The 19376-nt window shown below is 35.7% G+C and carries 20 protein-coding genes; 15 read left to right on the forward strand and 5 right to left on the reverse strand.

Going from position 1 to position 19376, the window contains the following annotated elements; all coding sequences use genetic code 11:
* The first annotated feature begins 1 nt into the window (after position 1).
* Genes pstB (MOO44_RS05675) through MOO44_RS05690 form a run of 4 tightly spaced genes read left to right on the forward strand, consistent with a single transcriptional unit; the run spans position 2 to position 3121 of the window.
* Positions 2–802: a phosphate ABC transporter ATP-binding protein PstB gene (gene pstB, locus MOO44_RS05675; protein ID WP_260116203.1), complete on the forward strand. Its 801-nt coding sequence runs from the start codon at positions 2–4 to the stop codon at positions 800–802.
* Positions 803–819: 17 nt separating this feature from the next.
* Complete coding sequence (pstB, locus tag MOO44_RS05680; protein WP_260116204.1) at positions 820–1584, forward strand: phosphate ABC transporter ATP-binding protein PstB; 765 nt, start codon at positions 820–822, stop codon at positions 1582–1584.
* An 11-nt stretch (positions 1585–1595) separates the two neighbouring features.
* Entirely contained in the window at positions 1596–2351 is a 756-nt protein-coding gene (gene phoU, locus MOO44_RS05685) for a phosphate signaling complex protein PhoU (RefSeq protein ID WP_260116205.1), read from the forward strand.
* Positions 2352–2398: 47 nt separating this feature from the next.
* The gene (locus MOO44_RS05690; RefSeq protein ID WP_260116206.1) at positions 2399–3121 is read left to right on the forward strand and encodes a winged helix-turn-helix domain-containing protein; all 723 of its coding nucleotides are present in this window, start codon (positions 2399–2401) and stop codon (positions 3119–3121) included.
* 61 nt (positions 3122–3182) lie between these two features.
* Here the strand turns inward: MOO44_RS05690 and rbsU are convergent, their stop codons facing one another.
* From rbsU to MOO44_RS05705, 3 genes are all read right to left on the reverse strand, one after another.
* Positions 3183–4061 (reverse strand): ribose/proton symporter RbsU, encoded by an 879-nt coding sequence (gene rbsU, locus MOO44_RS05695; protein ID WP_260117308.1) that lies wholly within the window; start codon positions 4059–4061, stop codon positions 3183–3185.
* Positions 4062–4125: 64 nt separating this feature from the next.
* The gene (locus MOO44_RS05700; protein ID WP_260116207.1) at positions 4126–4560 is read right to left on the reverse strand and encodes a GtrA family protein; all 435 of its coding nucleotides are present in this window, start codon (positions 4558–4560) and stop codon (positions 4126–4128) included.
* A gap of 2 nt (positions 4561–4562) precedes the next feature.
* A complete protein-coding gene (locus MOO44_RS05705; RefSeq protein ID WP_260116208.1) occupies positions 4563–5501 on the reverse strand; it encodes a glycosyltransferase family 2 protein in 939 nt (312 codons plus the stop codon).
* 156 nt (positions 5502–5657) lie between these two features.
* Between MOO44_RS05705 and wecB the strand changes: the two genes are divergently transcribed.
* A complete protein-coding gene (wecB, locus tag MOO44_RS05710) occupies positions 5658–6785 on the forward strand; it encodes a non-hydrolyzing UDP-N-acetylglucosamine 2-epimerase (RefSeq protein WP_260116209.1) in 1128 nt (375 codons plus the stop codon).
* Positions 6785–7666 carry a YihY/virulence factor BrkB family protein gene (locus MOO44_RS05715; RefSeq protein WP_260116210.1) on the forward strand — a complete coding sequence of 294 codons (882 nt, stop codon included), beginning with the start codon at positions 6785–6787 and terminating at the stop codon, positions 7664–7666. Before wecB ends, MOO44_RS05715 begins: the two co-directional genes overlap by 1 nt.
* A 17-nt stretch (positions 7667–7683) precedes the next feature.
* Here the strand turns inward: MOO44_RS05715 and MOO44_RS05720 are convergent, their stop codons facing one another.
* Positions 7684–8133 carry a flavodoxin gene (locus tag MOO44_RS05720; protein WP_260117309.1) on the reverse strand — a complete coding sequence of 150 codons (450 nt, stop codon included), beginning with the start codon at positions 8131–8133 and terminating at the stop codon, positions 7684–7686.
* A 78-nt stretch (positions 8134–8211) separates the two neighbouring features.
* Here MOO44_RS05720 and recX point away from each other — a divergent pair, with 78 nt between their 5' ends.
* From recX to MOO44_RS05740, 4 genes are all read left to right on the forward strand, one after another.
* Positions 8212–9006 (forward strand): recombination regulator RecX, encoded by a 795-nt coding sequence (gene recX / locus MOO44_RS05725; RefSeq protein ID WP_260116211.1) that lies wholly within the window; start codon positions 8212–8214, stop codon positions 9004–9006.
* A gap of 15 nt (positions 9007–9021) precedes the next feature.
* Positions 9022–10149: an AI-2E family transporter gene (locus MOO44_RS05730; RefSeq protein ID WP_260116212.1), complete on the forward strand. Its 1128-nt coding sequence runs from the start codon at positions 9022–9024 to the stop codon at positions 10147–10149.
* A gap of 58 nt (positions 10150–10207) precedes the next feature.
* Positions 10208–10618: a glycerol-3-phosphate cytidylyltransferase gene (gene tagD / locus MOO44_RS05735; RefSeq protein WP_260116213.1), complete on the forward strand. Its 411-nt coding sequence runs from the start codon at positions 10208–10210 to the stop codon at positions 10616–10618.
* A 92-nt stretch (positions 10619–10710) separates the two neighbouring features.
* Entirely contained in the window at positions 10711–12288 is a 1578-nt protein-coding gene (locus tag MOO44_RS05740; RefSeq protein WP_260116214.1) for a peptide chain release factor 3, read from the forward strand.
* A gap of 51 nt (positions 12289–12339) precedes the next feature.
* Here the strand turns inward: MOO44_RS05740 and MOO44_RS05745 are convergent, their stop codons facing one another.
* Positions 12340–14502 carry an ATP-dependent Clp protease ATP-binding subunit gene (locus MOO44_RS05745; RefSeq protein ID WP_260116215.1) on the reverse strand — a complete coding sequence of 721 codons (2163 nt, stop codon included), beginning with the start codon at positions 14500–14502 and terminating at the stop codon, positions 12340–12342.
* Positions 14503–14685: 183 nt separating this feature from the next.
* Between MOO44_RS05745 and MOO44_RS05750 the strand changes: the two genes are divergently transcribed.
* The 5 genes from MOO44_RS05750 to MOO44_RS05770 all read left to right on the forward strand — a co-directional run bounded on the left by MOO44_RS05750 (position 14686) and on the right by MOO44_RS05770 (position 19374).
* Positions 14686–14868, forward strand: a complete 183-nt coding sequence (locus MOO44_RS05750) for a hypothetical protein (protein ID WP_260116216.1) — start codon at positions 14686–14688, stop codon at positions 14866–14868.
* 123 nt (positions 14869–14991) lie between these two features.
* Positions 14992–15258, forward strand: coding sequence for a phosphocarrier protein HPr (locus MOO44_RS05755; protein ID WP_260116217.1), 267 nt, complete (start codon positions 14992–14994; stop codon positions 15256–15258).
* A gap of 2 nt (positions 15259–15260) precedes the next feature.
* A complete protein-coding gene (ptsP, locus tag MOO44_RS05760) occupies positions 15261–16994 on the forward strand; it encodes a phosphoenolpyruvate--protein phosphotransferase (RefSeq protein ID WP_260116218.1) in 1734 nt (577 codons plus the stop codon).
* A gap of 160 nt (positions 16995–17154) precedes the next feature.
* Positions 17155–18339: a glycosyltransferase family 4 protein gene (locus tag MOO44_RS05765; protein WP_260117310.1), complete on the forward strand. Its 1185-nt coding sequence runs from the start codon at positions 17155–17157 to the stop codon at positions 18337–18339.
* 12 nt (positions 18340–18351) lie between these two features.
* Complete coding sequence (locus tag MOO44_RS05770) at positions 18352–19374, forward strand: glycosyltransferase family 4 protein (protein ID WP_260116219.1); 1023 nt, start codon at positions 18352–18354, stop codon at positions 19372–19374.
* The last annotated feature ends 2 nt before the right edge of the window (positions 19375–19376 follow it).

Below are 19376 nucleotides of genomic sequence, written 5' to 3' on the forward strand. Positions count from 1 at the left end.
CGTGGCATTTAAAGATTATGATTTTAATGATACCTACTTCGCTTCTTTTGATGATGAAAAAGCGTTAGTAACTAAGGATTTACAGGTGTATTATGGCGATAACCATGCATTTCACGACGGGAACTTATCGTTTTCGCGTAATAAGATTACTGCTCTAATTGGTGCATCTGGATCCGGGAAGTCGACTTATTTAAGGTGTTTGAACCGAATGAATGATAATGTAGCGCGGGTAACTGGTGAAATTATGTACCGTGGGACCAATATTAATTCGGATGATGTAAATGTTTATGAAGTCCGGAGTCATATTGGAATGGTATTTCAAAGACCGAATCCGTTTGCAAAATCAATTCGCGAAAATATTACCTTTGCATTGAAACAACACGGGCTAACTGATAAGTCTGAATTGGACCAACGGGTTGAAGAAAGCCTAAGGGGCGCATCACTTTGGGATGAAGTAAAGGATCGTTTGGATAAAAGTGCGCTCTCACTTTCAGGTGGACAAGCTCAACGACTATGTATTGCCCGTTCGATTGCAATGAAACCTGACATTCTATTAATGGATGAACCAGCTAGTGCCTTGGATCCAATTTCAACTAAAAACATTGAAAACACTTTAAACCAGTTGAAAAAGGAATATACAATTATTATCGTGACGCATAATATGCAGCAAGCATCTAGAATTAGTGACTATACTTCATTCTTTCACTTGGGACATGCCCTTGAATTTGATCGAACTGAACGAATCTTTACTAATCCGCATGTAAAAGCAACGGAAGATTATATTTCAGGGAACTTCGGTTAATTGGAGGGATTGAATTAATGACGGAAAATGTAATTACATCAGAAAACGTGCGCCTCTACTATGGTGAAAAAGAGGCTTTGCATGGAGTAAATTTGGACTTCAAGCAAAATGAGATTACAGCCTTGATCGGACCTTCTGGATCTGGTAAATCCACTTATCTAAGATGTTTAAATCGAATTAATGATTTAATTCCAGATGTTACCGTAACTGGGAGTATTAAATTCGATAAGAAGGATATTTACGCTCCAGACGTTGATATTACTGAGTTACGGAAGCGCATTGGGATGGTGTTTCAACAACCAAATCCATTTCCGTTTTCAGTGTATGAAAATGTAGCATATGGAGTTAAATTAGCAGGACGGAATAAGGTTTCTAAGCAAGAAATGGATAAAATTGTTGAAGATAGTTTGAAAAAAGCTGCTGTTTGGGATGAAGTTAAGGACAACTTGAATGATAGTGCACTATCGTTTTCAGGTGGTCAGCAACAACGAATCTGTATCGCACGGGTGTTAGCAGTTAAACCAGAAATTATTCTATTGGATGAACCAACTAGTGCCTTGGATCCAATTTCTAGTTATGCGATTGAAAATACGTTGCTTGATATTAAAAATGATTATACAATTATCATTGTTACCCATAATATGCAACAAGCATCCAGAATTTCTGATAAAACTGCTTTCCTATTGGATGGAAAGTTGGTTGAATTTGGACCAACCCAAGAAATTTTTATTAATCCACAGAAAAAAGAAACCAATGATTACCTTAATGGTAAGTTTGGATAGGGGGAAATAAGATGCATGATGATTTTTTAGAACAACTTAAAAAGCTCCAAAGTACTTTTATGAATATGGGAATCAACGTTAGTGAACAGATTTATCAAGCTTCTACTACTTTTATGACCCATGATAAATCTAAAGCTAAATTGATTGTTAGTGATGATTCCCAAGTTAACACTGAAGAAGTGGATCTAGAAAAAGAAGCGTTGAACTTAATTGCATTGCAACAACCGGTTGCTGCATACTTTAGACAAATTATCTGTATTCTAAAGTCTAGTTCTGATCTTGAAAGAATTGGTGATCATGCAAGTTCAATCGCTCAAGAAACTTTACGAATGAAGAAAAAGCAAAAGCTACCTGATGTTGATGCAATCATTTCAAAAATGACGCTAAAAATTCGTGAAATGTTAGAATCAACGCTGGATGCATATCTTCATGAAAATGAATCAGCAGCTCGTTTAATTGCTCAAGATGATTTGACAATTGATAAGTACTTTGTTGAATGTCGAAACTTAATTATTGCTGAAATTGAAAAGGATACTAAGAAAATCCCATCTGCTGCCAGTTACTTACTAGTGGTTCGGCTATTAGAACGGATTGGGGACCACATTGTTAACTTAGATGAATGGGTAGTATACAATCATTCTGGGAAGTTAATTGAATTAAATCCCGGGAAAATTGAACCAGATTTAATTAAAAAGGAATTAAAAACTGAAAAGAATGAATTGGATAAATCATCTGAAAATAAAGAAACTCCTTCATCTAATAAATAATTAAAAATGATATGATTTTTTTAATTAATTAGCGTTGGGGTGGAAGTATGAATACGATTCTGTTATTGACGAATCATTTAAAATTAGCAATGAAGATTAATGCTGCTGGTAATAATCGGGGCTTCTTTATTAATAACTTTACTAATATTTCTGATATTGATAGTTACCTTAATAACTCAAAAATTGTTGGAATTGTTTGGGATTTGGAAGTAACTAAAACTTTTAAGGATTCTTTGAAAGCTTTAAAAGCAGTTCGGAAAAGTTTCGGTGGTCCAATCATTGCAATTGAAAAAAAGCACAATTTAGAGCACGAGCAAGCAATTTTTGAGTCGCATATTGATGACTATATGTTTGATCTGACTGAAGGGTTAGGGGTTATTTTAAGGATTGAACAACGAAATTGGGTTTACAATCGCTTAAATAATAGTGATACGAATGAAACAAAAATTAGTAAACAAAATAACCTAATTAAATATAAAAACTTTACGGTGGATTTAAAACATTTTCAGGTAAAGTACTATGATGAAAATATGAAATTAACTCCTAAGGAGTTTTATTTAATGAACTACTTGATTCGACATAGCGGAATGGTTCTTAGTCGTGAAAAAATTTATAATGGCGTTTGGGGATCTGAACAGGATGAATTTTCTTATATTTCATCGCGAATCGTTGATATGCACGTTAGTCACCTCCGTGATAAATTAAAAAATTTAGCCAATGATGAAGCGAAAATCAAGACGATTCGTGGATTTGGGTATCAATTTGAATAAAAGTATAAAAAGAAAGCACTCTAGATTTCATCTGGAGTGCCTTCTTTTTATATTATTATAATTATAGAAAAGCAGTTACGGTTGCTGAAATAAGGATTAAAATTAATCCAATTACCGTTACGGCTAATTCTTTACCAGTTTTTCTTTGATTTAAGAAGAAAATTCCAGTGATTGTAGCAACAATCACAGAGGTTTGTGAAAGAACGAAACCGGTTGCTAAACCGTTCATATTGGGTTGGGCAGATACTAAGTAAGTAAGTGCTGCGAATCCAAAGAAGAATCCAGCAAAGATTTGCATGTACGATACCTTTTCCTTAAAAACATTTTCCTTTTTGATGGAAAAGAGATTGTAGATAACAGCACCTAGAACCATTCCAATTGCTTGTGGCAAGAAGGCATGAACACCATCAACATTAGCAGCTTGTGGTCCTGCTGAATAAAACCAATATCCAAAGACCCCAATGACCAATAAAACCGTAGCTTTACTTAAATTAGCAGAACTAGTCTGATCCCTTTTTTCTTGCCAAGAGGTCATAATGGCCCCGATGATAATTACAATTAATGCAGCAATTCCAACTATTTTTTCATTAATGGATGGCCAATTACCAAGAGCGAATACACCCCATAATGATGTCACGATCAATTGTAAAGCAGTAGTAATTGGCATCGTCCGTGAAGAACCAATTAATTGGTATGACTTGAATGCCAAAATCTGCCCAAAATCCCAACCGATTCCAGATAACATTGATAAGATAAAAGCGCTTCCTGTTGGAATCTTTAATCCCCTAATTAATGCGAATAGGATTGCTAAAAATAACGTTCCAATGGTTGTTCCAAGAATTTGGTTATTAGGTTTACCACCAATTTTAGATGCAATCGTGGGAAATAGTCCCCATCCGAACAACGGCCCTAATCCAATTAACAATGCAACAGTATTCACATTCATTCCCCCTAAGTGTAAAATGATTTAACTAATCTATTTTACATTAATTTAAATCGCTTTACTATCTTTTTCTAAAGACGGCAAACTTAGACCAAACGTAGTTAAATACAATTACAAAGATTTCTCCGATTACCTTCATAATCAAAGTGGAAACGCCGAAATAGACATGCCCAATGGACATAATAACGTCTTCCATTACGATTGATCCTAGTCGACCAGGAACAAAGATACTTAGTTCTTTAATATAGTTTTTCAGGCCAGTGCTTTTAGAGTGAAATACAAATTTACGGTTTGTAACGAATGCAAATAGGGTACAAATGATACCTACTAATGTGTTGTAGAAATTAAGCCAAAATCCAGAGTTATTGATTTGCGCACCAGTAACTGGCGACTTAGATAGAATAAAAAACAGGATGTAATTTAGGACCGTTGTTAAGACGCCCCAGAATAGATAGTCAATTGCTTCCTTATTTTTTTGATATATTTTATTTAACATAATTACTTCTTTTCTTTTATAATGTATTTTGGTCGTTCCTTAGTTTCAAGGTAAATTTTGCCAATGTAGTTACCAACAAGCCCTAAGCAGAATAGTTGAATTCCGCCAATTAATAGAATCACCGATACCATTGATGGCCAACCAGCTACGGATCCACCAAAAAATAAAGCTCGAATGATAACGAATAATAAACCAATGATGGATAAAAAGCATGAAAATAGTCCCACAAAGGTTGATAACTTGAGTGGGGCATCTGAAAAGTCTACAATCCCCTCTAATGAGTAGTTAATTAGTTGATACATTGACCAGTGGGTTTGACCAACTGCCCTTGGAACTCCATCATATTCAATATATTTGGTTTTAAAGCCAACCCAGCTAAAAATCCCCTTAGTAAATCGATTGTATTCCTTTAATTCAAGAACGCTATCGACATATTGACGGGTCATAAGGCGGTAATCACGGACGTTAGGTTTAATGTGAACTGCCGAAATCCAATTAATAACCCGATAAAAGCTAGTAGATAAAAAGGCTCGAAGTGGATTTTGTTTTCTAGATTTTTGGACACAACCCACGCAGTCGTAATCCTCGGTGTTTATGATTTTTAACATTTTAGGCAGCAATGCTGGAGGGTCTTGTAAATCAACGTCCATGATTGCAATGAATTTACCCTTGACATTTTTTAAACCAGCAGCCATTGCAGATTCTTTTCCAAAGTTTCTTGAAAATGAGATGTAGTGAATCGCATCAGGGTGGGCAGTTTGTAGTTGTTTAATTTTAACTAGGGTATTATCTGATGACCCATCATCGATAAATAAATAGTATGGTTCATACTTAAACGCATTTTGGTTCATTTCTTGAAAGACCCTTTCCGTTGTTTGAAAGAATAGGTCAATTGACTCTTCTTCATTATAACAAGGAATGATTAGCCCAATTTGTTCCATCGTGATAGCTCCCTTAAGTGTATCGTTTTTACTAATTTTTATTTTATCATACCAGCTAATTAAAAAATTGAAATTAGATAATCTTTTACAAAATCTACAATCCTTAAATATTTTGTTATAATTAAAGTTAAGTATAAAATTAGTGGAGGTCTTGTTATGAATGCCCCAATCAAAGTAATGACTATTTTTGGAACGCGTCCTGAAGCAATTAAGATGGCGCCAATTATATTAGCAATGAAAAAGCAACCGGAACAATTTAAACCAATTACTGTTGTGTCAGCTCAACATCGTGAAATGCTAGATCAGGTACTGAACGTATTTAAAATTAAACCGGATTATGATTTAAATGTAATGAAACCCAATCAGACATTGGGGGGGATTACAAATGCAGTAATTAGCGGATTGGCACCAATTATTGATGAAGCTAGGCCAGACATCATCCTGGTTCATGGGGATACCACGACCACATTTGCCGCAGCGATTAGTAGTTTTTACCATCAAATTCCGCTGGGACACGTTGAAGCAGGTTTAAGGACATGGGATAAGTATTCTCCATACCCAGAGGAAATGAATCGCCAGATGACTGATGTATTAGCTGATTTATACTTTGCACCGACTCAGTTAAGTATGGATAATTTATTACTTGAAAATCATCGTAAACAAAATATCTTTATAACTGGCAATACGGCAATTGATGCTTTGGAACAAACTGTGGCTCATAATTATCAACATTCTGTCCTGTCTGAAATTAATTCAAATCATCGAATGATTTTGTTAACGATGCACCGGCGTGAAAACCATGGTGAACCAATGCGTCGAACTTTTAATACCATTAAAGCTGAGTTAAATCGCCATCCCGATGTTGAAGTGGTTTATCCTGTTCATTTAAGCCCAGTCGTTCAAAAAGTAGCTCATGAATGCTTTGATGGTGATTCCAGAGTCCATTTGATTGATCCACTTGGGGTTGTAGATTTTCATAATATGGCCGCACGTAGTTATTTTATTATGACTGATTCTGGTGGGGTTCAGGAAGAAGCGCCATCACTTGGGAAACCAGTTTTAGTTTTGCGTGATGAAACTGAACGTCCTGAAGGGGTCGATGCAGGAACTTTAAAATTAGTGGGTACCGATCCTACCAAAATCAAGCAAGGAATGGAATCATTATTAGATAACGAGCAAGCATATCAAAAAATGGCAAATGCTCAAAATCCATATGGCGATGGAAAAGCAGCTACGCGAATTTTAGCTGCAATTAAGAATAATTTAAAGCGGGTGACCCATTAATGTTGAAATTAGTTCCACCTAAACTACGGAAAGTGATTACAGTTTTTACTTCCCATTATCAAGCTGCTAATGTTTCTGATTCAGCAGTTGTTGTTGCATATTACATCTTACTATCGATTTTTCCATTATTGTTTATTGTTGGAAGTGTGTTGAGCTTCTCTGGAATTAATAGTAATGCTATTTTAAATTATCTCCATCCTTTATTACCACCCCAAATTAATCAAACCTTGGGGCCAATTATTAATACGGCACTCAGTGGTGGCGGGAAGCAATTATCAGTGGGAATTGTCATTACGATTTGGTCTGCTAGTCGGGTTACTGCGGCTCTGAAGCGAACGGTAGATAGTGCATATGGGATTAATAATAACCGAGGTGCATTTTTGACCAGGATTTTCTCATTTGCTTGGATGATTTTATTTTTTGTTGTCATTACCGTTACGCTTATCTTCTTTAGTTTTGGGAATGAATTTATTCTATCAAAGTTACAGGTGCCAGAGATTATTTACCGTTTAATTGATGAAATTAGAATTCCCGTATCACTAGGAGCGTTATTTTTAGTCTTTTTATTTATGTACTATGTACTTCCAACTGCTGCGACCAAGTTTAAATATGTATGGGCAGGTGCGTTGACCGTTACAGTTGGCATGTTAGTTTTATCACAGGGCTTTTCATTTTATCTGACGTACTTTGCAAAGGGCTTTTCAACCTATAAGGCACTGGGAACTTTTATTATTTTAATGTTTTGGTTATATTTTATGGGGATGTTAATTTTAATTGGGGCTGTTATTAATGCCACCATTCAAGAACTACACAGTGGTGAAATCAAGCCAAAGTCCATCAAAACAACAATTAAAAAGGCCACCAAACAACAATTAAGTTGATTGATGGTCCTAGCTAATTATCGATTAGCTGATTTAACTAATTGTGCTGCAAATTGATCAAGGGTTTTAATATCGTCATCTTCTGGTTCAAGATTAATTTTAACGTTATCAGCACCCTGAGTTGCATGTGCCTGTTTAAATGCATCGCTGAACGCATCCACTGCAACGTTATAAAATTCTTCGTAGTACTCATCACCAGACCCAGCAACCCCATATACCTTACCGCTTAAGTCGAGGGTTTTTAAATCATCGAAGAAATCAAGCCCCTCTTCTGGTAGGTGTCCTTCATCATAAGTATAGGGACACACAACACAAATGTCGCTATCTAAAAATTCATTGGGATCAGTTTGTGAGATTTCGGTTTCAGTAACGGTTACTCCAAGGTCTTCTAGTCCTTCTGTAACAATATCTGCAACGTCCTCGTTATTTCCAGTAATTGTGGCAAACACAACGTGTGCTTTCATTATTATTCATCGTTCCCTTCGTAAAATCTTAATTAAAATATTAGCGTATATTAGGATTAAAAACAATAGGAGTTATTTTAAATGCAATCAAAGATTACTAAAATTACCGCCCAAAAGAGGAAGGGGCGGTTTAATATTTTTATCGATGGCCACTATGCATTTCCAGTTAGTGAGAACGTTTTGATTCAGTTTCAATTGGTTAAAGATATGGAAATTGATGAACCGTTGGAAAAACAAATTTTGAATGCAGAACAAATTGATAAAATTTATCAAAAAGCCATTAACTACATTGCAAGTCAACTACGGACTGAAAAAGAAGTTGTCGATAAGTTGAAGACACAGGTTGATGATTTAGATATAATAGAGTTAGTAATTCGAAAATTACACGATAATTTATTATTAAATGATCAAAACTATGCTAATAGTTATGTTCGTAGTGAAGTTCGCATTATGGATAAGGGGCCAGTCGCAATTACACAACATCTAAAACAAAAAGGAATTACAGCTGACCGCATCCAATGCGCTCTGGACGCTTACTATGGTGATGATGATTTAATTAACAATGGCTTACATCAGGCGAATAAGATGTTTAAACGTTATCGGAATGATTCATTCAATCAGGTAATGATTAAAATTAAGAATGGATTGGTCAGAAAGGGCTATACTTTTGATACAATTAATGAAATTATTGATCGAGCTGCCTTTCAACCAGATCCTGATAATCAAGCTGCGGTCCTAGCAAAGCAATTTGAAAAGACGTGGCATCGCTACCGTGGATTAGATGAACGAAATCGAAAGTATAAAACCAAGCAATTTCTTTATCGAAATGGATTTGCACTTGAAGATATTGACCGCTTGATTGATGAACAAGGATAGGGGGATTCATTAATAATGAATGAACATTTTAAACGATCAAAATTGTTATTTTGGTCGTTAGAGATTTTGATTGTGGTAGCAATTATTTACTTCTGCAATAAAATTAGCTTTATTTTTTCACCCATTGGTATTTTTATTTCAACCGTTTTTGTTCCGATCCTAGTTGCAGGAGCGTTATTTTACATGTTAAATCCAATCGTTGAGTTATTAATGAAAATTCACTATAAAAAATTTAGGGTTGGTCGAACCACCGCTGTGGCAATTATTTTCATTGCTTTCTTGGGCGCACTTGTTTACCTAGGAGTATCATTTATACCAAATATTTTTACCCAGGTTACTAATCTCTTTAACCAATTACCAGATGTTGCCGAATCAACTGAAAAAACAATTGAGGATATTACTAATCACGGGTGGTTACAAAATATTGATATTACTGATTATATTAATCAAATTCAAACTTATTTAACTAATTATACTCAAAATGTTTTGAGTAGTGTTACCACTAGTTTGGGGAACATCATTTCAATGGCCACTAGTGTTGTTATTGTGATTATTACGGTTCCAGTAATTCTATTCTACATGCTAAAAGATGGTCATAAATTAATGCCAACAATTAAAAAAATGATTCCTGCCGATCATCAGAAACAGACCATTTCATTGCTAGGCAAAATGAATGAAACAATTGCTCGTTATATTGGTGGTCAGATGATTGAATGTCTCTTTGTCGGTATTTTTACGTCCCTAGGGTATGTGTTTATTGGCCAGAAGTATGCCCTATTACTTGGTGTTTTTGCGGGAGTATGTAATATTATTCCATACGTTGGACCATATATTGGTATTTTACCGTCACTACTAGTTGCATTTTCGAATAGTGTTACCCAGGTAATCTATGTGATTATCGTGGTATTGATCGTACAACAACTAGATGGAAATTTGGTATATCCAAATGTAATTGGGAAAAGCTTGCAGATTCACCCACTAACAATTATCGTTATTCTACTAGCTGCTGGAAACATCTCTGGATTAATTGGAATGATTTTAGCAATTCCACTATATGCAGTTGTAAAAGTAGTGGTTCAATATTTATACAACATTTGGTTAGTTCAACATAACTATGAAATAAAAAACGACCCCAGAAAATAATATTGGTTGGAAAAATGTGATAGAATAAAACCATTAACAATATTAGGAGAATTTATTAATGAAAAAAGTAATTACTTATGGAACCTTTGATTTATTACACAAGGGTCATGTTAGACTTTTGAAACGAGCTCGAGAATTAGGCGACTATTTAATGGTTGGCCTTTCGAGTGATGAATTTAATGCCGAAAAGGGTAAGAAAGCATATACCTCATTTGAGGATCGTAAGTATGTATTAGAAGCAATTCGTTATGTGGATAAAGTTGTTCCAGAAAGTGGCTGGGATCAAAAAATTAAAGATGTCCAAGAAAATGACATTGATGTATTTGTAATGGGGGATGATTGGAAGGGCAAGTTTGACTTCCTTAAGGAATACTGTGAAGTGGTCTATCTTCCCCGGACTGAAGGAATTTCAACTTCAAAAATTAAAAAGGATCTTGGGATTAAGGATTCTGATAATTGGAAATCTTAATTTTAAAAAGTCTATCTTGATTATCTAGATAGACTTTTTAGTTCCAATACGTTTATTATATTTTAATGTTTTAAATTAGAAGGGATTTTAATATGGCTAACACACTAGATCAGAGCGTTTCAAAACGGAGAACGTTCGCAATTATTTCCCATCCGGATGCTGGGAAAACAACGATTACTGAACAATTACTTCTATATGGTGGAATCGTGCGAGAAGCCGGAACCGTTAAGGGGAAGAAAAGCGGTAACTTTGCTAAGTCAGATTGGATGGAAATCGAACAAAAACGTGGGATTTCAGTTACCAGTTCAGTGATGCAATTTGATTACCAGGGCAAGCGAATCAATATTTTGGATACCCCTGGACACGAAGATTTCTCAGAAGATACCTACCGGACCCTAATGGCGGTCGATTCAGCAGTGATGGTAATCGATGCTGCAAAGGGGATTGAAGCACAAACTAAAAAACTATTTAAGATTTGTAAAATGCGTGGAATTCCTATTTTTACATTTATGAATAAAATGGATCGTGATAGTCGGGATCCCATGGAATTAATTAGCCAATTGGAAGATGTATTGGGGATTGAAGGGTATCCAATGAACTGGCCAATTGGATCAGGGCGTGTGTTACGAGGATTGTATGACCGTTATAATAAGCGGGTGGCGCTTTACCGTCCAGATGAAAATAGTGAAAAATACCTGCCACTTGATGATGATGGGAATTTAACTGTAGCCAGTGACTTACCTGACGATGAAGTGTATCAAGATGCTAAATCGAACATGGATTTAATTCAAGAAGCTGGAAATCAATTTGATTTAGATAAAATTAAAAGTGGTGATCAAACACCAGTCTTTTTCGGATCAGCACTTGCTAATTTTGGGGTGGAGACATTTTTGAATGCTTACTTGGATTTTGCACCAGAGCCTGGTGAACATGAAAACACCTTGGATGATACGGAAGTAGAGCCAGATAATCAGGAATTTTCTGGATTTATTTTTAAGATTCAAGCTAATATGAATCCTAGACATCGAGATCGAATTGCATTTGTACGGGTTTGTTCTGGTGAGTTTGACCGAGGAATGGATGTCGTCCTCCAACGAACTGATAAGAAGTTGCGACTATCTAACGTTACTGAATTTGTTGCTAACACCCGTGAGAATGTTGAAAAGGCAGTTGCTGGTGATATTATAGGACTTTATGATACCGGTAATTTTCAAATTGGTGATACCATTTTTAATGGGAAACAGGCAGTTAAATTTCCGCCACTTCCTCAGTTTACTCCAGAATTATTCATGCGTGTTTCTGCTAAGAACGTAATGAAACAAAAATCATTTCATAAGGGGATTCATCAACTAGTGCAAGAGGGGGCTGTCCAATTATATACCACCTATTCGACTGGTGATTATATCTTAGGGGCAGTTGGTCAACTTCAATTTGAGGTGTTCCAATTTAGAATGCAAAATGAATACAATTCAGAAGTGGTAATGGAACCACTAGGCCATAAAACAGCTCGTTGGATCAGACCTGACCAGTTAGATGAAAAAATGTCATCATCCAGAAATATTTTAGTTAGGGATATTCACGATCAGCCATTATTTCTATTCGAAAATGCATTTGCTGAGCGTTGGTTCCATGATAAATATCCTGATGTGGAATTAATGACTAAACTATAATATGTATAAATAAAGCGCTACTCTAATGAGTAACGCTTTATTTATTAATGATTATTTAGTTGCAGGCTTAACGGTAATTTCATGCTTAGGACTAAGGGTTGCGGTTAAATGAGTGACATCTTGATGATCAAGATAAAAATCAGCTACTTGATCCTCAACCGTTTCTTGAATTAATCTCCGTAGTGGTCTTGCTCCCATTGCGGGATTATATCCTAAATCAACAATTTTATCCCTAACACCATCACTAACATCAACGTGAATTCCTTGTTGAGAAAGCATTTGATTCATGTTATTAAGCATTAAACTTACAATCCGTTTCAAACTTTCCTTTGAAAGTGGGTTAAATTCAACAATATCATCGAACCGGTTCAAAAATTCTGGCTTGAAATAATCACCGAGATGATTTAAAGCAGAATGTGATTTACCAGTTGAGCTTGCGCCAAACCCAACGTTAGCTTCTACCCGGCCAGTTCCAGCATTACTAGTCATAATAATGACCGTATCCTTAAATGAAACCGTCCGTCCTTGCGAATCGGTTAAACGACCATCATCTAGAATTTGAAGGAAGGCATGTAATACGTCCGGATTAGCCTTTTCAATTTCATCGAATAGAATTAAACTATAAGGATTTCTCCGAACTTTTTCAGTGAGCTGGCCTGCCTCTTCGTAACCAACGTAGCCAGGAGGTGAACCAATCAATTTAGAAATTGAATGTGGTTCCCGGTATTCAGACATGTCGAATCTAATCATTGCATCCTCAGAACCAAAGAGTTCATTGGCTAACTGTTTAGCAAGTTCAGTCTTACCAACGCCAGTGGTTCCAACAAATAAGAATGATCCAATCGGACGTCCGGTTCCATTGAAGCCGACCCGGTTACGTTTAATGGCCTTTGCAACGGTGTCAACCGCAGTATCTTGACCAATGATTTTAGATTTCAAATCACTACCCAGATTCTTTAGTTGTTGTTGTTCCTTTGTCTGAAGTTCGCCAACTGGAATGTTAGTGATTTCTTCGACAATTTTTTGAATATCCCTTACGGTTACTTCAGGGGTCTTTTCGTCGGTACCATGGTTTTGCTTTTTGGCATCTTTAAATTTATTGACCTGGTCTCGGTAGTAAGCTGCTTTTTCATAGTCTTCCTGAGCGAGGGCATTTTTCTTTTGGTTTTCAGCATCTGTAATTTGTTTTTCGATTTCATTAGGGTCAACTACGTTAATTGTCAAATTCTTTCTAGAACCAGCTTCATCGATTAAATCAATTGCCTTATCTGGAAGAAAACGACCCTGAATGTAGCGATCAGATAGCTTTACCGCTGCTTTGATGGACTCTGCAGAGTACTTAACATGATGGTATGATTCATACTTACTTTGAATTCCCTTTAAAATTTTAACTGCTTCTTTGGGTTCTGGTTCTTGAACCGTAACGGTTTGGAAACGCCGTGCTAAGGCTGCATCCTTTTCAATGTTTCGATATTCATTTAAGGTCGTAGCTCCAATTAATTGAAATTCACCACGAGCAAGGGCTGGTTTTAATACGTTTCCAGCATCCATTCCACCTTCAGCATTTCCGGCGCCCATAATTTCATGAATCTCATCAATGAATAATACAATGTTAGGATTTGCTTGAACTTCCTTTACTAACGATTGCATTCTTTCTTCAAATTGACCTCGAACACCAGTTCCTTGAACTAGTGAAACAACATCTAATCTAATCACCTGTTTTTCACGTAATTTAGCTGGAACGTTACCAGAAGCAATCTCAAGGGCTAGTCCTTCAACGACTGCGGTTTTACCGACCCCAGCTTCTCCAATTAGGACGGGATTGTTCTTAGTACGACGGTTCAAAATTTCAATTACCCGTTTGATTTCACCATCCCGACCAATTACTGGATCAATTTTACCGTCCTTAGCCAATTGGGTCATATTAATACCGAACTTAGCTAATACACTATTTCCGTTTCCAGTTTTATTTGCGCTTTGTGGGCGTGGTGAATCGGGCTTTTGTCCCTGATTACCACTACCCTGCATTGAACGGAAGATATCGTTTAAATCTCCAAATCCAAATGGATCTTGTGCCATATTAGCACCTCCATTTCTTTCATTTTTTAAAAGTTGATAGCAATTTTGGCATAGGTCAATTCGCTGCCTATTACCATTTTGACTAACATATAAATGAATGGTAGCCTCATTTTTATGACAGTTTTGACACAACATATTGCTACCCTCCCTTTCGTTTAGTTGATCAATATAAGTTTGACCTTTACTGACCATGTAGCATCATTATACCGCTTACTAAATTTGATTCAAGCAATTTGATTTTATAGCCAAATGTTTTTATTTCTTGAAAATGAGCAGATTAATTCAATATAATAATATTGGAAACAAAGGGGTGATCTTTTGATTAAGAATTATCGAGAGCTTTTGGAACAACTAAAAAATGGTCAAATTGATAAGATTGAAGTTGATCCAAAATCATTTATGGACTTTCAAGCTGCATTTATGGATTTTGAAAGTCGTAAACGGGTCGTAGGAGTTGCTTCACGAGATGGAAACGTCGTTTATCATTTTGAATCACATTAAATGATTCAATTGGATTTAAGGTCGTTTTAAGTTAAAGTAGTTATAGATATGTTATAATTAAGAAAACATGAAATTACTTATTTATTTCTAATTAAATAGTAATTTAAATTAGGAGGATGAATAATGGAACAACGTCAATTTAAAATCATTGCTGAAACCGGAATTCACGCAAGACCTGCGACATTGTTAGTTCAATCAGCAAGTAAGTATTCTTCTGATATTAACTTGGAGTATGATGGCAAGAAGGTCAATTTAAAATCAATTATGGGGGTTATGTCACTTGGGGTTGGCCAAAATGCAGAAATTACCATTTCTGCTGATGGTGATGATGAAAAGGATGCTTTGGATGCTGTCACTGCAACCCTAAAAAAAGAGGGTTTATCTGACTAAAAATGCACAAAATAGAGGGAATTTCTGCTAGCGAGGGAATTTCGATTGCACGGGCTTATAAAATTATTGAGCCTGATTTATCGTTTCCTGAAGTTACTGTTAAGAATAAGGAAGCAGAAATTAATAGATTACATGATGCACTAAGGGCATCAATTAATGAATTATCTGCGATTAAGAAGAGCGTTGTTGATGATTTGGGTAACAAAGAGGGAATGGTGTTTGAATCCCATATTCAAATGCTTTCCGACCCTGATTTTATTAGTTCAATTGAGCAGTTGATTTTAGACAAGGGCGTTTGTGCTGAAAAAGCGCTTGATGTTACTTCTAATAACTTTATTCATCTTTTTAAATCCAACGTTACTAATGTTTGGATGCGAGCTCAAATTAGGGAACGAACAAGTGATGTGATCGATATTAAAAGACGGGTACTAAGTCACTTGCTCAACGTTAAATTACCTGACTTATCACTTGTGGACCGGCCAGTAATCATTGTTGCTAAGGATATTACACCTAGTGATATTGCCCAACTAAATGGAAAATACGTTAAGGGGATTATTGCTGAGTTTGGCGCTCAGACTTCACATTCTACGATTATGGCACGAACTCTCAAACTACCGATGATTTTAAGGGCTAAGGGTGCAATTAATGGTATTCGTAACGATGATCAGTTAATAGTAGATGGATTATCCGGGATGATTATTGTTAACCCTACTCAGTTACAAATTATTGAATACCATAAAAAAAGTCGGGCTTTTCATATTGAAATGAAAAAATTAGTTAATTTTAAAGAAAAGCTAACCACTACTCAAGATGGTCGACAGTTAAGTATTGAAGCTAATATTGGCAATGATAATGATCTTGTAGCGGCTACTAATTCATCTGCTGAGGGAATCGGTCTTTATCGGACCGAATTTTTATTTTTAGGGAAACAGCATCTCCCTACTGAAGATGAGCAGTTTGAAAGTTATCGCAAAGCGGTTTTTCGAATGAACGGCCGGCCCACTGTATTCCGCACTTTAGATATTGGAAATGATAAGCAGCTTAATGGAATTGAATTGCCTGATGAAGAAAATCCAGCTCTGGGAATTCGTGGTATTAGGGTCAGTTTAAGTGCCGACCAGTTATTTCGGACCCAGCTACGTGCATTAATTCGAGCGTCTAGTTATGGTGAAATTTCAATTATTTTCCCTATGATTTCAACCATTCATGAATATCGGCGTGCTCGTAAAATATATGATGAGGAACGAGCTGCTATGAAACGCGATGGTCAAAATATGGGCAGCGTTAACCTTGGAGTGATGATTGAAGTCCCGTCAGCAGCATTGTTAGCTGATGAATTTGCTAAAGAGGTTGACGTGGTTAGTATTGGGACTAATGATTTAGTTCAATACATTATGGCTGCTGATCGAATGGATAGTCGGGTGGCTGATTTATATCAACAATTAAATCCTGCTGTTTTAAGGATTCTTAAGTATGTAGTTGATGCTTTTCACGTTGAAGGAAAGTCAGTTAGTATCTGTGGTGAAATGGCCTCATCTCGTCTTGCCGTTCCATTATTAGTTGGAATGGGAGTTGACTGTTTTTCAATGAATAGTGATTCAATTTTAAAAATCAGGAAATTGATTAGTCAAATTGATTCTAAATATGCTAAAAAGATTGTTAATGATGTAATTACAAATGCTGCGACTTCTGATGAAGTCGTTCAAAAGCTAAATGATTTCTTAGATAAAATTTAACAACAGCAATGCTAAAAGAGTGTTATCCCCCTTCAATAGCGGGATAGCGCTCTTTTTAAAATTGGTGGTTGTTTGCAAACTAACCATCAAAACCATATAATACTAATGATATAGCGGCCTTAGGAAGCATGTTCATTATAACTGAAAGGAAGTGGATAAAATTAATATTGGAATATTTACTGACACTTATTTTCCACAGGTAAGTGGGGTAGCTACTTCTATCAAAACACTTAAAAATCAACTAGAAAAGGATGGTCATCAAGTCTACATATTTACGACTACTGACCCCCATGTTGACAAGGAAACCTATGAACGGAATATCTTTCGATTTTCCAGTATTCCATTTATTTCGTTTTCAGATCGAAGAATTGCAATTCGTGGATTATTTCAAGCATATCAAATTGCAAAAAAGCTGAATTTAGACATTATCCATACGCAGACTGAATTTTCAATGGGGATTATTGGTAAATTCGTTGCTAAGAATTTAAGAATTCCATGTCTTCATACCTATCATACGATGTATGAAGATTATCTACATTACGTTGCAAACGGGAAGCTGTTAAAGCCGGTGCATGTTAAGGAAGCAACCCTTGCCTTTTGTCATAATATGACCGGAGTAGTTGCACCTAGTAAACGAGTGTTAGACGCACTAACATCATATGGGGTTAAGAGTCCAATTAGGGTCATTCCCACTGGAATTGATGTTTCTAAGTATGACCAAATTGATCATCAAAATCTTCGGGCTAAATTTGGTTTTGCTGATTCCACTCCCGTACTACTTTCAATTAGTCGATTAGCATTTGAAAAGAACATTAATGAAATGATTGATGCAATGCCTAAAATTATTGCATTAAATCCAGATGTTAAGTTGGTAATTGTGGGGGATGGACCAGCTCGTGATGCATTAGAAGCCCAAGTTAAAGAACTTAATTTAGAGCAATCAATCATCTTTGTGGGTGAGATTAATAATGATGATGTTAATCATTATTATCATATGGCAAATATATTTGTGTCTACCTCTAATTCTGAGTCACAAGGATTAACTTATATTGAAGCAATGGCTGCTGGAGTCAAAGTTATCGTTGTCAAGAGTGCTTATACTGATGATTTATTGAATGATAAATCATTGGGGATGACTTTCTCAACTGAACAGCAATTTGTTGACGACGTGCATGAATACCTAATTCATCCTGAAAGATACCGGGTTGTATCTGAGGAATTACGTAAACAAAAGCTTAACAATATTTCTGCTGATAATTTTGCAAAGCAAATTGTCCAATTTTATCGTAGCTCACAGTTAGAATATGAAGAAACCATTGATGATTCTGCTGAAATTGATTATTAAAGGATGTAAGAAATGTTACAAATTAATATGTTTTCAACCGCTGATAAGGTAAAGGGTCAGGGTGTGGGAAGCGCATATGATGAATTGATTGCAATGCTTAATGCCCATTTTTCCAACGAGTTCGATATTCGAATTAATGATTGGATTAGTTCTGATATTAGTCACTACCACACCATTAATCCGACGTTTTATATTTCAACTTTTTTTAAAAAACGAGGACGCAAAATTGGCTACGTTCATTTTCTTCCAGAAACTTTGGAAGGTAGTTTGAAAATGCCTTGGTTGATTAGAAAGTTCTTTTATAGGTATGTAATTGCTTTTTATAAACGAATGGATCATATTGTGGTCGTAAATCCGATGTTTATTGATAAACTAGCTAAATATGGAATTGATAGGGATAAAATCACCTACATTCCTAATTTTGTTAGTAAGGATGAATTCTATCCTGCTAATCAGAGCCAGCAATCAATGTTAAAGCAACAATTTGGCTATTCCTCAGATGATTTCATTGTTCTTGGCACGGGGCAAGTACAGACCAGAAAGGGTATTTTAGATTTTGCAAAATTAGCTCGTAAAAATCCAACGATTCAATTCATTTGGGCCGGTGGTTTTTCATTCGGTCAAATCACGGATGGATATAAGGAATTAAAGCAAATTGTGGATAATCCACCTCAGAATCTTTCGTTTCCTGGAATTGTGGATCGTAAAAAATTAGTTGATTTTTATAACATGTGTGACTTGTTTTTGCTACCTTCATTTAATGAATTATTTCCAATGTCGGTCCTTGAGGCATTTTCGTGTGGGAAACCGGTATTATTGAGAAATCTAGATTTGTATAAGGTAATTATTGAGGGATATTATCAATCGTTTGATGATTTTAATCAGCTAAACGATCAACTCCATAGGCTAATTAATGATCCGAAGTTATTAGTTCAAATGGGTAAAAAATCAATTGAGGCGTCTAATTATTATTCAGAAGATCATTTAGCTAAAATTTGGCATTCATTTTATATCGAGCAAGCAAAAAAGGGGTAGTA

Source organism: Nicoliella spurrieriana (genome assembly GCF_023380205.1).
Classification (GTDB): domain Bacteria; phylum Bacillota; class Bacilli; order Lactobacillales; family Lactobacillaceae; genus Nicoliella; species Nicoliella spurrieriana.

Bases quoted from the DNA above. Each gene is read 5' to 3' on its own strand.
- pstB (WP_260116204.1), top strand. From the start codon at position 820: ATGACGGAAAATGTAATTACATCAGAAAACGTGCGCCTCTACTATGGT.
- phoU (WP_260116205.1), top strand. From the start codon at position 1,596: ATGCATGATGATTTTTTAGAACAACTTAAAAAGCTCCAAAGTACTTTT.
- MOO44_RS05690 (WP_260116206.1), top strand. From the start codon at position 2,399: ATGAATACGATTCTGTTATTGACGAATCATTTAAAATTAGCAATGAAG.
- MOO44_RS05700 (WP_260116207.1), bottom strand. From the start codon at position 4,560: ATGTTAAATAAAATATATCAAAAAAATAAGGAAGCAATTGACTATCTA.
- MOO44_RS05705 (WP_260116208.1), bottom strand. From the start codon at position 5,501: ATGGAACAAATTGGGCTAATCATTCCTTGTTATAATGAAGAAGAGTCA.
- wecB (WP_260116209.1), top strand. From the start codon at position 5,658: ATGAATGCCCCAATCAAAGTAATGACTATTTTTGGAACGCGTCCTGAA.
- MOO44_RS05715 (WP_260116210.1), top strand. From the start codon at position 6,785: ATGTTGAAATTAGTTCCACCTAAACTACGGAAAGTGATTACAGTTTTT.
- recX (WP_260116211.1), top strand. From the start codon at position 8,212: ATGCAATCAAAGATTACTAAAATTACCGCCCAAAAGAGGAAGGGGCGG.
- MOO44_RS05730 (WP_260116212.1), top strand. From the start codon at position 9,022: ATGAATGAACATTTTAAACGATCAAAATTGTTATTTTGGTCGTTAGAG.
- tagD (WP_260116213.1), top strand. From the start codon at position 10,208: ATGAAAAAAGTAATTACTTATGGAACCTTTGATTTATTACACAAGGGT.
- MOO44_RS05740 (WP_260116214.1), top strand. From the start codon at position 10,711: ATGGCTAACACACTAGATCAGAGCGTTTCAAAACGGAGAACGTTCGCA.
- MOO44_RS05745 (WP_260116215.1), bottom strand. From the start codon at position 14,502: ATGTTGTGTCAAAACTGTCATAAAAATGAGGCTACCATTCATTTATAT.
- MOO44_RS05755 (WP_260116217.1), top strand. From the start codon at position 14,992: ATGGAACAACGTCAATTTAAAATCATTGCTGAAACCGGAATTCACGCA.
- ptsP (WP_260116218.1), top strand. From the start codon at position 15,261: ATGCACAAAATAGAGGGAATTTCTGCTAGCGAGGGAATTTCGATTGCA.
- MOO44_RS05770 (WP_260116219.1), top strand. From the start codon at position 18,352: ATGTTACAAATTAATATGTTTTCAACCGCTGATAAGGTAAAGGGTCAG.